Annotated in this window: 12 protein-coding genes; 3 read left to right on the top strand and 9 right to left on the bottom strand. The window is 42.5% G+C overall.

Annotated elements, in window-relative coordinates:
* The first annotated feature begins 269 nt into the window (after window positions 1-269).
* Window positions 270-1829, top strand: a complete 1560-nt coding sequence (locus DPF90_RS15520; RefSeq protein ID WP_114787247.1) for a SulP family inorganic anion transporter — start codon at window positions 270-272, stop codon at window positions 1827-1829.
* Window positions 1830-1878: 49 nt separating this feature from the next.
* On the opposite strand, the gene rnd is transcribed toward DPF90_RS15520, so the two are convergent.
* The 8 genes from rnd to DPF90_RS15480 form a co-directional block, all read right to left on the bottom strand.
* On the bottom strand, window positions 1879-2994 hold the full coding sequence (rnd, locus tag DPF90_RS15515) for a ribonuclease D (RefSeq protein WP_114787246.1): 1116 nt from the start codon (window positions 2992-2994) through the stop codon (window positions 1879-1881).
* A 188-nt stretch (window positions 2995-3182) separates the two neighbouring features.
* Entirely contained in the window at window positions 3183-4871 is a 1689-nt protein-coding gene (fadD, locus tag DPF90_RS15510; RefSeq protein WP_114787245.1) for a long-chain-fatty-acid--CoA ligase FadD, read from the bottom strand.
* Between the two features lie 114 nt (window positions 4872-4985).
* Entirely contained in the window at window positions 4986-5843 is an 858-nt protein-coding gene (locus DPF90_RS15505; protein WP_114787244.1) for an alpha/beta fold hydrolase, read from the bottom strand.
* Window positions 5840-6397, bottom strand: a complete 558-nt coding sequence (locus tag DPF90_RS15500; RefSeq protein WP_114787243.1) for a Slp family lipoprotein — start codon at window positions 6395-6397, stop codon at window positions 5840-5842. The genes DPF90_RS15505 and DPF90_RS15500 overlap by 4 nt, the downstream gene beginning before the upstream one ends.
* A 19-nt stretch (window positions 6398-6416) precedes the next feature.
* On the bottom strand, window positions 6417-6719 hold the full coding sequence (locus DPF90_RS15495) for a chromosome partitioning protein ParA (RefSeq protein WP_114787242.1): 303 nt from the start codon (window positions 6717-6719) through the stop codon (window positions 6417-6419).
* Between the two features lie 22 nt (window positions 6720-6741).
* Complete coding sequence (gene tsaB, locus DPF90_RS15490; protein ID WP_114787241.1) at window positions 6742-7443, bottom strand: tRNA (adenosine(37)-N6)-threonylcarbamoyltransferase complex dimerization subunit type 1 TsaB; 702 nt, start codon at window positions 7441-7443, stop codon at window positions 6742-6744.
* Window positions 7444-7455: 12 nt separating this feature from the next.
* The gene (locus DPF90_RS15485; RefSeq protein WP_114787240.1) at window positions 7456-9381 is read right to left on the bottom strand and encodes a DNA repair helicase YoaA; all 1926 of its coding nucleotides are present in this window, start codon (window positions 9379-9381) and stop codon (window positions 7456-7458) included.
* Window positions 9382-9515: 134 nt separating this feature from the next.
* Complete coding sequence (locus tag DPF90_RS15480; RefSeq protein ID WP_114787239.1) at window positions 9516-9716, bottom strand: hypothetical protein; 201 nt, start codon at window positions 9714-9716, stop codon at window positions 9516-9518.
* Between the two features lie 196 nt (window positions 9717-9912).
* Here DPF90_RS15480 and purU point away from each other — a divergent pair, with 196 nt between their 5' ends.
* The gene (gene purU / locus DPF90_RS15475) at window positions 9913-10746 is read left to right on the top strand and encodes a formyltetrahydrofolate deformylase (protein ID WP_114787238.1); all 834 of its coding nucleotides are present in this window, start codon (window positions 9913-9915) and stop codon (window positions 10744-10746) included.
* A gap of 49 nt (window positions 10747-10795) precedes the next feature.
* Here purU and DPF90_RS15470 read toward each other — a convergent pair whose 3' ends face one another.
* The gene (locus DPF90_RS15470; protein WP_162814048.1) at window positions 10796-12808 is read right to left on the bottom strand and encodes an NADPH-dependent 2,4-dienoyl-CoA reductase; all 2013 of its coding nucleotides are present in this window, start codon (window positions 12806-12808) and stop codon (window positions 10796-10798) included.
* 198 nt (window positions 12809-13006) lie between these two features.
* Between DPF90_RS15470 and sppA the strand changes: the two genes are divergently transcribed.
* On the top strand, window positions 13007-14857 hold the full coding sequence (sppA, locus tag DPF90_RS15465) for a signal peptide peptidase SppA (RefSeq protein ID WP_114787237.1): 1851 nt from the start codon (window positions 13007-13009) through the stop codon (window positions 14855-14857).
* Window positions 14858-14955 lie beyond the last annotated feature (98 nt).

Genomic DNA, 14955 nt, shown 5'->3' with positions numbered 1-14955 from the left:
CCCTTAACTGGGGCTGTTTTTTTGATTATTACAAAACAATAATGATATGAGACAAACAGTAGCTCTTACCGTTAACGTTTGATTCATTATTGAACTTAATCACACTTTTAGGTAGCATGCACCCGTCTAATTTATAGCTTTTTCTTAATTTTCAATGCTCTTTTTCTGCTTATTTTGCTTTCATGAAAACTGAGTCAGAGCCTATACTTTTATCTATTAATTTATCGTTATCTTGCTATCCGGATAACTTTTACTAAAACTGAGCAAACATGTTTGAATTTCCACAATTTTCAAAACACTCTATAAAAAATGATGTGTTATCCGGTTTGACCGTTGCACTGGCATTAGTCCCTGAAGCGGTTGCTTTTGCTTTCGTTGCTGGTGTTGATCCTATAGTCGGACTCTATGCGGCCTTTATTGTTGGGTTAGTTACCTCTGTTTTTGGTGGTCGTCCAGGTATGATTTCCGGAGCAACTGGCGCAATGGCTGTCGTCATGGTGTCTCTGGTCGCTTCTCATGGAGTACAGTACTTATTTGCAGCTATTATGCTAGCGGGCCTTCTTCAGGTAACAGCTGGCATATTTAAGTTGGGCAAATTTATTCGTATCGTCCCTCATCCCGTGATGATAGGGTTTGTTAATGGCCTAGCTATTGTTATCTTCCTAGCTCAACTAGGCCAGTTTAAAGTTCCCGATGTTACCGGCGCCCTAACCTGGCTTCCACAAGATCAAATGATGCTGATGCTAGGCTTAGTTGCTCTAACCATGGCCATCATTCACTTTTTACCTAAGTTCACAACCGCGGTCCCTTCTTCACTGGTCGCTATTGTTAGCGTCACAGCATTGGTTGTTGGTTTGGATTTAGAGACAAGAACTGTGGTTGATTTTCTGCGGACCATGTCAGGCAATGATCAAGCAACATTGGCTGGCTCGCTGCCTACATTCGCATTACCTATGATCCCCATGACGCTTGAAACGCTTCAAATCATTCTCCCATATGCCATTATTCTTGCAGCAATCGGGCTGATTGAGTCTCTTTTGACACTCACTGTACTGGATGAAATGACCAATACACGAGGCCAGTCAAACAGAGAATGTGTCGGTCAGGGCATGGCAAATATTACCTGTTCTGTGTTTGGCGCCATGGGCGGATGCGCCATGATTGGACAATCAATGATTAACGTCAATTCTGGAGGACGTGGTCGCCTTTCTGGTATTGTCGCGGCTATTGCCCTACTGATGTTTATTTTATTTGCATCAGCGCTTATCGAGATGATTCCTCTCGCGGCGCTTGTGGGTGTCATGTTTATGGTGGTGATTGGCACCTTTGAATGGGCAACTTTCAAGCTCGCTCGCCGAGTTCCAAAACAGGACTTCTTCGTCATCGTACTTGTTACTGTCGTTACGGTATTAACTGATCTTGCAATCGCTGTTGGTGTGGGTGTTATTGCGTCAGCGCTAATGTTTGCTTGGCAACATGCAAAACACATATACGCCGACACAAAAATAAATAATGAAGGCTCAAAAGAGTACAAGATTCACGGGCCAATCTTCTTTGGTTCAACCGCCAACTTTCTAGAGTTATTCGACGCTCAAAACGATCCCACAGATGTTATTGTTGACTTTGCTGATTCAAGAGTAACCGATCATTCAGCGATAGAGGCTATCGAGACACTTGCGGAAAGATATTCATCAGTCGGGAAGACACTTCATTTACGTCACCTAAGCCCAGACTGTCGAAAACTGCTCGACAAGGCAGGAAGCTTAGTCGAAATCAACGTTAAAGAAGATCCGAGCTATAAAGTCGCTACTGATGTACTAGCTGGTTAGAAAATAGACCAACCAGGTGCTTTCAATTGAAAGCACCCTATTTCACTATCTACAATAATTTATTTAGCTTTTCACCAAGCAAATTTAGGCGCCAACCTTGCATCACATCAGGTAACTGTTGTGGATCACGGCTTTTCTTCCACACCCATGAAATCAGTTGATTAAGCTGTTTCTTAGACGCTAAGAATTCCGTTGCTAACCCGGAAGATTTAGACACTTTTTTCACTTCATCTTTAAGCGCTTTGAACTTATGTTTGTATCTCGGTAAATCCATTAAACGCTCTATCCTATCAGGATAATCCGTCGTCGATTGCATCCGAGCTGCTTTGACAATAGAGATAATACGCGCACTATGGCGTTCAACAGAGCGGCTATCTAGCCCTTCATCTTCCATACTTTGTTTACTTTGCAAACCCAGCTTGGCAATCGAAAGTAAGTCTTGTTCCTTAAATATGAAGTTCAAAGCTAAATCGCGACGTATCGCCTCTTTATATCGCCAAGCAGCAAGAGGTTTCAAGATGGCGAGCTCTTGGGATTTTAATTGCCAAGCACCTTTTACATCGAGATAAACGTTGTCAGGGTCTACTTTTTTGATTCTTTTGTGAGAAAGCTGTTCGCTTTCTTGTTGAGCAGCATGCCACCACCCCGATTGGCTCACCGCCTCAAGTAATTTTTCATACAGAGGAAATAAATAAAACACGTCAGCCGCCGCATATTCGAGCTGCTTACTTGTCAAAGGTCTCGCTAACCAATCGGTACGAGATTCACTTTTATCAAGAGAAATGTCTAAATAGGATTCAACCAAAGCTGCAAAACCAGTCGACAAACCATGCCCTAGAAATGCCGCCATAATCTGGGTATCGATCATTGGGACTGGTAAACATTTGAAACTATTATTGAAAACTTCCAGATCCTCCCCACAAGCATGTAGTACCTTAAGCACAGATGTGTCTTGTAAAAGACCAATAAACGCCGACATATCATCAATAGCTGTAGGGTCGATTAAGGAAAGGTGTTCACCATCATACAACTGAATGAGGCCAAGTTGTGGGTAAAAAGTGCGTGTTCTTACAAACTCGGTATCCAACATGACTGAGCTTGATTTTCTTGCTCTTTGACATACTGAATCTAACTGCTCCGATTGGGTAATGATCTGATAATTCACAAAACTCTCACTGTGAGTAATAAGGCAAGTTAGACATGTTTGAAAATCTCAACAAACCTTAGGATCGATAAAGAAAAATGCCGACTCATGTAGCCGGCGTTCTTTATAACTTGGTGTCTACTTATTTATATTTTACCCTTTTATGGGTTAGATATCCGATAAGTATTTGGTTCTCTTTGTATTTAAATCTAGCTGACTTTATCGAGTTTTGCATCATTCTCTTCCCGCAGCACACGTCTTAGTATTTTTCCAACGTTTGTTTTGGGTAACTCATCTTTAAACTCGACCAACTTAGGTATTTTATATCCCGTCATGTGCTGACGACAATGAGCAATGACTTCATCTTTGGTTAAGCTAGGATCGCGTTTAACTACATAAACCTTTACTACCTCTCCAGACACGTCATGCGGTTGACCTATAGCGGCGACTTCCAAAACTTTGCCATGCAAGGCGACAACATCCTCAATTTCATTAGGATATACATTGAAACCAGAGACCAAAATCATGTCTTTCTTTCGATCGACAATATGGATTAGCCCTTTATCATCAAACCTGACAATATCACCTGTTGAAAGCCAGCCATCGCCATTCATCACTTCCTTGGTCGCTTCAGGTCTCTGCCAATAACCTTGCATCACCTGAGGGCCTCTAACTTGAAGTTCACCTACCTGAGTGTTAGGCAGTACCTTGCCTTGTTCATCAATAATACGAACTTCTGTTGAAGGCACAGGTAGACCAATTGCTCCAGTATATTCCCCCGCATCGTATGGGTTTACCGTAACTAAAGGTGAACACTCTGTAAGACCATAACCCTCTAGCAGACAGACTCCAGTGGTTTTCTTCCACTGTTCAGCGACAGCTTTCTGCACAGCCATACCACCACCAATTGCTAATTTTAGTTGGCTGAAGTCAAGCTCATGGAAGTCTTCATCATTGACTAGAGCATTGAACAAGGTATTAACGCCTGTTATTGCTGTAAAACGATTTTTCTTCAGCTCTCTAACAAAACCAGGGATATCTCTCGGATTGGTAATTAAGAGGTTACTGCCTCCTAATTCAAGGAAAAATAAGCAATTAACTGTTAGGGCAAAAACATGATAGAGCGGAAGCGCTGTAACAATTGACTCTCTACCTTCTATTAACACAGGTCCATACATGGCTTTAGCCTGCATGACATTAGCAATCATATTGCTGTGGGTTAAAATAGCGCCTTTGGCCACGCCAGTCGTACCACCTGTATACTGCAAAAACGCAATATCATCCCCAGACATAAAAGGCTTAACATATTGTAGGCGGCGCCCTTTTTGTAACGTCTTACGCATTGAAATTGCGCCGGGCAAGTTATATTTGGGTACCATCCCCTTGACGTACTTAACCACAAAGTCAACCAAAGTTCCTTTAGCTCTGGGGAGCATTTGGCCTAGACTGGTTAATACAACATGCTTAACAGAAGTTTTCTCTACCACTTGCTCTAACGTGTGAGCAAAATTAGATACGATAACAATCGCTTTCGCTTCTGAGTCATTAAGTTGGTGTTCTAGCTCTCGCGGTGTATATAGAGGATTGACATTGACTGCAATAAGACCCGCACGCAAGACTCCAAACAAAGCCACTGGATACTGCAAAAGATTAGGCATCATCAAAGCAACTCGATCGCCTTTCTGTAACTTCAGTTCATTTTGCAAGTACGCTGCAAAGGCACGACTACGTTCTTCCAATTTACGGAAAGTCATCACCGACCCCATATTTGTAAACGCTGGCTGATCAGCAAATTTCTGTACTGACTGCTCAAACATTTCAACTAAAGACGGATAGTGATCTGGATTGATGTGCTCTGGCACATCGCTAGGATAACGAGACAACCAAGGTTTATCCACGACAATACTCCTTGAAGTAAATGGGCTGTTATCAATCTAACGCCATATATATTCTAATCGGCCCGTATTACAACACAGCCACATAACTAGGGCACGAAAGGCTCGGCTACTAATTTAAATTCTGTTAACCAAAGCAAAAATTAGACTAGATACTCTAGATGAGGATTCTAAATGACAGTGATGGCCACCTTCAACGGTTGTGACCTCAACACAACTCTTTTCTCCCTCTAGTTCCTGACGTAGGTATGGGAAACCATTTTTACCCAATACAACTAAATGAGGACACTCTATATTTTCTCTTATCGACTGCGCGTGTTGAGGAGACATACGATAGAGAGACTGGCCTTGCAACTTTTCATCATGCCGCCATAGCCAGCCTTCTGATACTTGCTTAAGTCCTCGCTGCACTATTGGGCTAATGAGATTTGAAGAAATTCGATTGATCTTAGCCCGTACTTCAACGGCTTCAACTAACGAAGAAAATGGTCGACTCACTCTGCTGCGAATTTTTAGCCTATGCAGTATGCCTTCCCTAAGACGTGAGACAGAATTTTCACTATCCTCGGACAAAGGACCACGTCCTTCGATCTCAACAAGCGCACTCACTTGCTCTGGAAAAGCCGCACTATAACAACTTGCAATCAAAGCACCAAGCGAATGACCGACTAATATCAGTTTCTTTGGTGATAAATCTAATAAAAATTGATAAACATCATCAATATAATCATGGAATGGATAAAAATTGTTTCCCGATTTATGGCTAGATTGACCATGACCAGGCAGATCAATGGCACATAGGTGAAGAGTCGGTTCTAATCCATGTAGCTCTTTCATAACGGATTCAAAACTGGCTGCGTTGTCGAGCCAACCATGTATAAACACGATGGAACAATCAGCGGAGTGACTGTAACCATACTCAATTGCACTAATGTATCCCTCTACAAGGGAGTAACGTGTATTTCGAAAATTCATTTAACTTCTTGTATCACAACACCTTGGCGTGTACCACGAGTGATTTCTCGACAATAAAGACTGCGACAAGAGTAACGGTAAGGGCCAAAATCATTATGAATAATGACTCGCTCTTCAATTTTCCATAAATGGTAGCTTTTTACTTTCATCACAGGAAACTCATAGCTATAGTCGCCTACGGGTGCAGTTTCTTTATCACCATTATCTCCAAGTAACGTAATCAAGCGCCCTTCAGACAGCTTTACAGGGTCAGCAAAGCCCTCAACGTAAGCGACAAAACGCCCTTGTGGCTCTTGATTAATATCCGGTTTACCATTTGAAGCTATAGGTAAGTTAACCACCTCTACTCTGGTTGTGTCCTTTAAGTTGGTCACATTAGCAATCACTCCGCCCAAACGCACTTCCTGGCTGACGTTCAATGATTTTTTCCAATTTGAGTAACTGGTCTGTACATTAGGATTAGTCGATACCAAGTCTTCCGGTAGAGTACTACACGCACTCAGGGCGATGAGAAAAACTACAAGTACAGAGCGTTTAAATACATTTGTTATCATCGCAAGCCTTTTGAATCAGTTAAATATAAAGGTCAACGCCTAAAAGCTGCGACAGCTCTTCGCGCTTTGTTTGGTTCATCACATTCATATACTCTGCCAGAGCTTTTCTTCCATGTCCTTCAGGAAGATCGTACTGAAGTTGTGCGTTATGGATATCTGACTCGTCAATATGACGGATAGAATGCGCAACGGCGCTGGCCACTTTACTTGGCTGATCAACGGGTGTTTTACTGCGTGATTTTTTTACTCCATCTTTTTTTCCAGTTTTATTGGCTTTATTTGGCCCTGGAAGGGATGGAGGTAGTCCATTGATAGAAACCATACTCTCCCCGTGTTAAATCCTGTTATTCTCTACCAGGCAACTTCTTCCATGCTACTTTATCTCGTAAGTAAACCGGACTGGCTTCTTCAACTGTTTCCACATTGCCCTTTTCAAATTCAAACTTGGCCAATACAACAATATCTTCAGCATCTGGGTACAGAATATTGCCCGTCACAATATCGAATTGAACGGTATCCAACGATTCTTTATAAGCCTCCCAGCCTGTTCCAGCTGTAACCCAAGACATATCATCGGTTTGGCTATTATCAGCCACTGCAGCAGGAGGGATCACAACCTCGTCATCGACAGAAGTCCAAGTGCCATCTTCTTGACGCATAAAACGCCCCCAATACACTTCACTCATTCGAGCGTCAATCGCACAGGCTACATGCGTTGCGCCCATATTACGGTAACTACCTTGAGCCATCGCTTGTAATGTGGAGATACCAATCATAGGCAGCTCAGCTCCAAACGCTAAACCCTGTGCAATACCAATGCCAATACGGACTCCAGTAAAACTACCTGGACCTCGACCAAATGCCAACGCGTCCAACTCATTCAAGCTAAGACCCGCTTCTTTCAATACTTCGTCCACCATAGGTAGAATTTTCTTCGTATGATCTCGAGGTGCAACTTCTCTACGTACGTACACACGATCATTAACAAGTAATGCAACAGAACAATTTTCAGTTGCTGTATCTAAGGCAAGAATTTTTGCGCTCATTGAATTCTCTAACTATCTGTTTATTTCTTTAATTTGTGCAAGAAAATCCTGCACGACTGCCAAATCTCGAGTTCTGGGAATTGGCGGTAAGCTGGCAAGAAAAACTCCACCATAATCCCGAGTGACCAGTCTGTTATCACAAATGATCAACACGCCTTTATCTGTTTTATCCCTAATTAAACGCCCCACTCCCTGTTTCAAGGTGATGACAGCATCTGGAAGTTGAACCTGTGAAAATGGCTGCCCTCCTTTTAACTGACAGTCCTCTATCCTTGCTTTAAGTAGAGGATCATCGGGTGCTGTAAAAGGCAACTTGTCGATAATAACACAGCTGAGGGCATCACCTCTAACATCAATACCTTCCCAAAATGCTCCTGTCGCAACCAGAAGTGCGTTCCCCAATTCCATAAATTCACTGAGAGTTTTTTGTTTACTGGTTTCTCCTTGCATTAGCACAGGGATTGACAAGCTATTGCGAAACCTTTCAACCAATTCCTTCATCATATTATGGGACGTACAGAGGAAGAAGCATCGACCCTGATTCTTTTCAATCACTGGCCCTAACATAGACGCTAACTTATCCGCCATATTAGGGCTATTAGGTTCAGGTAAGTAGCGAGGAACACACAACTTTGCTTGAGTGTGGTAATCAAACGGACTAGCCAAGGCTAACTCAGTATCAGCCTTAATACCAAGCCTAGACGTAAAGTGTCCAAAGTCTCCGTTTACCCCTAAAGTTGCAGAGGTGAAAATCCAAGCACCTTTTGTTTGTGTAATCTGCTCTTGAAACTTATCAGCGACCGACAAAGGAGTGATATGCAAGCTAAAATGGCGCGGTGTTGTCTCATACCAATATGAGTATCCAGTAATGGAAACATCACACAATCTAACTAGGCGAGCATGTATCGCACTGGCTCTCTCATAAGCTGTGTCAAGGAGCTGACTACGACCAAGCGCTAATTTTAGTACTTCGATACAAAACTCAAGCGTCTCGCGTAAACGCTCAAGATCTCTTTCAATTGCAGCAGACTGTATCGCCTCACGCCAATTACCTCTATAACCCGGCTCTCCCAACGCAACCCTGAGATCCATTGCACCTTGTAGTAATTTCTCTCCAACTTTTTGTAACTGACGCATGTCTTTAGCTTCAGTTCGATAAGCGATTTCAATATCTTTAGATAATTCTTGGATCTGACGACTAGACAACGACTGGCCAAAATATTGACTGGCGATATCAGGTAGCTGGTGTGCCTCATCAAAAATAAAAACTTCAGCTTCGGGAATAAGCTCACCAAATCCGGTTTCCTTTATCGCTAAATCAGCCAAGAAGAGATGATGATTGACCACAACTACATCAGCATCCATGGCTTTTTTACGAGCTTTGAGAACAAAACAGTCTTGGTAGCTGGGGCAGTCTTTGCCCAAACAGTTATCATTGGTTGAAGTGATTGTGGACATTACGGGGCTATCTTCAGCAATATCACTGCATTCACCCAAATCACCACTTTTCGTTTCACTCGACCAGGACCTCACTTTAACCAATTGACTAAGAAGGTTAGTGTCTGTTCCCTCTCCATGGCTTTCGACCATCTGGCGACTTAAACGATCAAGACATAAATAGTTTGATCGGCCTTTTAACAGAGCGACTCGCCCGCCAAAACCGAGAGCATCAGTCACTAAGGGTAAATCACGGTGAAACAGTTGCTCTTGGAGATTTTTTGATCCTGTGCTGATGATGGTCTTTTTTCCACTTTGCAGTGCTGGAATAAGGTAAGCAAAAGTCTTTCCCGTTCCTGTGCCAGCTTCGATAACCACTTGCTGACTGGATTGAATCACAGTGGAAACGGCTTCAGCCATCTGTAACTGGGCTTTTCGAGGTTGAAAGCCCTTAATTACTTTACCTAAAGCACCTTCAGGTGAAAAAATTTTTGAGATCATTAAGTAGGAATATGAACCTGAGATTGGGTAAAAGAGGATTATGTCAGGTTCGAGCTCGGGATGCGAACATAAATAGAGCGAACAAACAACCGCCTCTTCTCAAAAGAGGATGTGAACTTATTACTTTCAGGTACTTAACGTCGATTCAAATAACGCGACAGCCACGCCGGACCTTCGAACTCATTTTGGCAATCTGTCATTGCACGAGCAGCTTCACTGGGCGATGCTTTGTTTTCCCACATTTCATTGAGAAGTTCTTCATTAAGCTCTTGATCGCCAATAAGCGCACTCACTCTTTCGCAGTACAACTTACGCGCAAGTAGATCTCTGTCCATATCTACTACCTCTCAGGCTGACATCAGGCAGTTTCTCGACAAATTCACCCAGCCAATCGGTTAACTAGGATTAATGCTTGAAACTGTCACAACATTAGTATAATTGTAGTCGGTATAGTTACAGACCGCTTAATAATTTAGCGCCAAATTTCAGTTTTTCGTCACAAACAACATAATTCACGGAAGTCACATCCCAATGGAAAAGAAAACACTACTTACTCATTGTAAAGATGCACCAGGCCTTATATCAAAAGTAACCAACATCTGTTACAAACATCAGCTCAACATTATTCACAACAACGAATTTGTAGATAATACGAGCGGTCACTTTTTCATGCGTACTGAACTGCAAGGGTACTTCAACGATAGTATACTCCTTGAGGAGTTGGATCAGGCTTTACCTCAAGGGGCGTCACGAAAGTTAGTCGGAGCCAATCGAAAACGTATCGTAATTATGGTGACCAAAGAAGCACATTGCCTTGGCGATATTCTGATGAAAAGTTATGATGGCAGCCTCAATGTTGACATTGCTGCTGTAGTGGGTAATTACGATACTCTTCAAAGCCTTACAGAGAAATTTGATATCCCTTACCACTATATCTCACACATAGGATTGGATAGGGAAGAACATGAGAAGAAAATGCTTGAGGTGATTGATCAATACAACGCAGATTATCTTGTTCTAGCCAAATTTATGCGTGTATTAACACCTTCTTTTGTTGAAAACTATCGCCATAAGATCATTAACATTCATCACAGCTTTCTCCCTGCGTTTATTGGCGCTAGGCCTTACCAACAAGCCTATGATAGAGGTGTAAAGATCATCGGAGCGACCGCTCACTTTGTCACCAACGATCTCGATGAAGGTCCTATCATCAAGCAGGATGTGATCCCTGTTGATCATAACTTTAACGCTCAAGATATGGCGCAAGCCGGACGAGATGTTGAAAAAAGCGTTTTGAGTAAAGCATTAAATAAAGTGGTCAATGACCACGTGTTTGTGATGGGGAATAAAACCGTCATCCTTTAATCTATGCACGGGAAGACCTTAAATAAAGGCCTTCCCGCTCAACTTTAATTTACAACTTTATCGCCAGTTCTACTCCTTGACGAATTGCTCGAACTGCGTCCAGTTCTCCAGCGTGATCCGCCCCACCAATAATGTGGAGTTTATCGCCCATTTGTTGCCATTTGTCTTCAAATGGCCTGACAGACTCTTGACCAGCACATATTATAACCTTATCGACTTCAAGTAATTGGGCTTTGTTGTTACAGGTAATATGCAAACCTTGCTGATCAATTTTGTCATAACTCACACCGCCAAGCAGGTTTACCCCTCTTTTCTCCAAAGTTCGCTTGTGAATCCAGCCTGTTGTTTTTCCTGGTCCCTTACCAACTTTTCCTACGCGGCGCTGAAGAACCCAAACATCTTTTTCAGTGTGAGAGTCTGGATACGGGAACAAACCTCCTGGATGAGAAACATCTTTATCTATTCCCCAATCATGGAGCCAGTCATCGAGGTTATGACCAGATGGCTCTGTCAACATGGTAGCCACATCAACACCAATACCACCAGCGCCCACAATCGCTACTTTTTCTCCGACATAAGCTTTCTCTTTGATCAATGTTTGGTAATCGATAACTTTCTCAGGGTTTTCAATTCCTTCGATCTTAACCTTACGTGGCTCAACGCCAGAAGCCATTACAACCTCATCATACTCAGAAAGTAAATCAAAGTTGGCTTCTGTCTCAAGGTGAAGTTTTACGCCCGTTTCATCGATTTGATTTGCAAAATATCGAATAGTCTCTCGAAACTCTTCTTTTCCTGGGATCTGCATAGCGAGGCGGAACTGTCCTCCAATTCGATCGTTTCTTTCAAATAAATCAACATGATGACCTCGCTTGGCTAAGGTCGTAGCGCAAGATAGCCCAGCTGGGCCAGCTCCAACGACAGCAATATTTTTTGGAGAGCTAGTGGGTGTGACTCTGAGCTCATCTTCACGGCAAGCAAGCGGATTGACTAAACAGCTTGCCCTCTTACCTTTAAAAACATGGTCTAAACAAGCTTGATTGCATCCAATGCAAGTGTTGATTAAATGAGCCTGTTCATTTTCCGCTTTCACTACAAAATAGGGATCAGCCAAGAATGGACGTGCCATTGACACCATATCTGCATGACCGCTAGATAAAATACGCTCTGCTTCTTGCGGAGTGTTTATACGATTACACGTCACTATGGGAACAGAGACATGTGGACGAACCTTTTCCGTTACCCAAGTAAAAGCACCACGTGGCACTTGCGTCGCAATTGTGGGAATACGCGCCTCATGCCAACCAATCCCAGAGTTGATTATAGTCACTCCCGCTTTCTCTAGCTCTTTTGCTAGAATGACTACTTCATCAAACGTGCTACCTTCTTCGACTAAGTCCAGCATGGATAGACGAAAAATGATAATAAACTCTTTCCCAACCGCTTGTCGCATCGCTCGGACAATCTCTAGTGGGAAGCGAATACGATTCTCATATTTCCCCCCCCAATCATCGTATCTAGTGTTGGTTCGCTTACAGATGAATTGATTAATTAGATATCCTTCTGAGCCCATAATCTCAACCCCATCATAACCGGCTGATTGTGCAAGTACGGCACTATTAGTAAAAGCTGCAATAGTTTTCTTTATTTGCCTATCACTCATTTCACTCGGAGCAAAGCGAGCAATGGGCGCTTTAATAGCAGATGAACTTTGAGAAAAGGGGTGCATTGCATAACGACCAGCATGCAAAAGCTGAAGCGCGATTTTGCCGTCATGCTTATGAACAGACTCAGTGACGATTTTGTGGGCTTTAGCGTGTTTTGGCTTGCTAAACTCAGCGCTAAACGGATGGAGTCTGCCCCGTAAATTGGGAGAAAAGCCTCCTGTCACAATCAGACCAACACCACCCTTTGCACGCTCGGCATAAAAAGCAGCCAGTTTTCCCAACCCCTCTTTATGTTCCTCAAGGCCAGTATGCATAGAGCCCATCAAGACTCGATTTCTAATCTGAGTAAATCCTAAATCCAAGGGCTTTAACAAATTTGGGTACATAGCAGACATCACTTTATTATCTTATTCTGGTCTGACCACAATAGATTTGACCGCAATTAAAATCAAACAAGTGTTTACATTTTTGTAACACCGATCAATCTTGTAGTTGTTCAAGTATACTAGTTTAAGTAGGATGTATATCTACTAACACTTTTATGCTCAAGCGTATCTAGATTTATACCTGCGTACATGCGCAGTGGAGCCAGAATGAAAAAAATATTCAAGTATATTGGCCTGATTTTCAAAGGCTTTTGGAAAGCCATCACCTTTGTTCGCCTTGCTTTAGTGAACCTCATATTCCTAATTACACTCGGACTTTTGTATTTCATATACTCAACCGGTGGTTCGGTGACACCGAGCGTTGCTCAAAAATCAGCACTCGTTCTCAATATTTCGGGCCCAATTGTAGAGCAATCTCGCTACGTGAACCCAATGGATTCAGTTGCGGGTTCTCTATTTGGCGAAGATATACCAAGCGAAAATTTGCTATTCGATATAGTAGACACCATTCGTCATGCGAAGGATGATGAAAAGATCACTGGGATTGTGCTTGCTCTAGGTAACATGCCGGAGACAAACTTAACTAAGCTTCGCTACATAGCAAAAGCAATTAATGAATTCAAAGCTTCTGGCAAACCCGTATACGCCGCTGGCGATTTCTACAATCAGAGCCAATACTACCTTGCTAGTTATGCAGATAAAATTTACCTAGCTCCAGACGGTGCAGTACTGATTAAAGGCTACAGTGCCTATTCAATGTACTACAAAACACTGTTAGAAAAGCTTGATGTAAATACGCATGTTTTCAGGGTTGGCACCTATAAGTCAGCTATTGAGCCATTCGTACGTGACGATATGTCAAAAGCTGCAAAAGAGTCAGCTTCACGTTGGCTTGGACAGCTTTGGGGGGCCTATGTCGATGATGTCGCGACCAATCGCCAGATTTCAAAACAAACACTAAACCCGAGCATGAAAGAGTTTTTGGCCCAGTTAGAGGAGCAAAATGGTGATCTTGCAGGTTTATCTCTTGAGCTTGGATTGGTAGATGAGCTTGCTACTCGTCAACAAGTAAGAGCCGACTTGGTTGAAGTGTTTGGCTCTAATGGAGAAGATAGTTATCAGCATGTCGATTACTACCAATATATGACTACCCTAAAACCTGAGTTTGATTCTACAAAAGATGACATCGCTGTAGTCGTTGCAAGTGGTGCCATTATGGATGGCTCACAACCACAAGGTACAGCAGGCGGTGACACAGTTTCAGCGCTTCTTCGTGAAGCTCGAAATGATGATAACGTCAAAGCAGTAGTATTGCGTGTCGACAGTCCAGGAGGCAGTGCATTCGCATCTGAAGTCATACGTAACGAAATACAAGCGCTAAGGGAAGCTGGTAAACCAGTCGTCGCATCCATGTCAAGCTTGGCTGCGTCTGGTGGATATTGGATTTCTATGAGTGCAGATAAAATTGTCGCCCAACCTACAACCCTGACTGGCTCAATTGGTATTTTCAGTGTGATTACTACTTTCGAAAAAGGGCTAAACAAGTTAGGTGTCTATACAGATGGTGTTGGTACTTCTCCTTTTTCAGGTGTTGGTATAACAACTGGCTTATCCAAAGGAGCAAGCGATGCATTTCAACTTGGTATTGAGCATGGATACCATCGTTTTGTTAATCTAGTCAGTGAAAACAGAAATATCGATATCAATAACATGGACAAGATAGCTCAAGGCCGTGTATGGACAGGGCAAGACGCAGAAAAGTTTGGTTTAGTCGATCAAATGGGAGACTTTGATGACGCAATTGCGCTGGCTGCAAACCTCGCTAACTTGGATGATTACAACTTATATTGGGTTGAAGAACCACTGACACCAGCCCAAGAATTTATTCAAAACTTAATGAGTGAAGTGAAAGTCAAACTTGGTCTAGATGTTTACGCTCTTATTCCTGATACACTAAGACCTGCAGCAACTCAAATAATTCAAGATACAAGCCTATTGAGCAGCTTTAACGATCCTAAAGGTCAGTATGCGTTTTGTTTGAATTGCCAAGTTAACTAAATAATATCCAACACAGCTATAGCGCCTATATCAGAAATATAATATATAGGCGCATTTTCTAACCACTTTTAGAGTATTTTCACTTCCTGATTTAAATC

This window comes from Vibrio tetraodonis (genome assembly GCF_003350295.1).
Classification (GTDB): domain Bacteria; phylum Pseudomonadota; class Gammaproteobacteria; order Enterobacterales; family Vibrionaceae; genus Vibrio; species Vibrio tetraodonis.
The sequence above is the reverse complement of the archived record's forward strand: the minus strand, read 5'-3'. Positions and strand labels throughout refer to the sequence as shown.

Coding starts and splice junctions, on each gene's coding strand:
- DPF90_RS15520 (WP_114787247.1), top strand. CDS start 270: ATGTTTGAATTTCCACAATTTTCAAAACACTCTATAAAAAATGATGTG.
- DPF90_RS15505 (WP_114787244.1), bottom strand. CDS start 5,843: ATGAATTTTCGAAATACACGTTACTCCCTTGTAGAGGGATACATTAGT.
- DPF90_RS15500 (WP_114787243.1), bottom strand. CDS start 6,397: ATGATAACAAATGTATTTAAACGCTCTGTACTTGTAGTTTTTCTCATC.
- DPF90_RS15495 (WP_114787242.1), bottom strand. CDS start 6,719: ATGGTTTCTATCAATGGACTACCTCCATCCCTTCCAGGGCCAAATAAA.
- tsaB (WP_114787241.1), bottom strand. CDS start 7,443: ATGAGCGCAAAAATTCTTGCCTTAGATACAGCAACTGAAAATTGTTCT.
- DPF90_RS15485 (WP_114787240.1), bottom strand. CDS start 9,381: ATGATCTCAAAAATTTTTTCACCTGAAGGTGCTTTAGGTAAAGTAATT.
- DPF90_RS15480 (WP_114787239.1), bottom strand. CDS start 9,716: ATGGACAGAGATCTACTTGCGCGTAAGTTGTACTGCGAAAGAGTGAGT.
- purU (WP_114787238.1), top strand. CDS start 9,913: ATGGAAAAGAAAACACTACTTACTCATTGTAAAGATGCACCAGGCCTT.
- DPF90_RS15470 (WP_162814048.1), bottom strand. CDS start 12,808: ATGTCTGCTATGTACCCAAATTTGTTAAAGCCCTTGGATTTAGGATTT.
- sppA (WP_114787237.1), top strand. CDS start 13,007: ATGAAAAAAATATTCAAGTATATTGGCCTGATTTTCAAAGGCTTTTGG.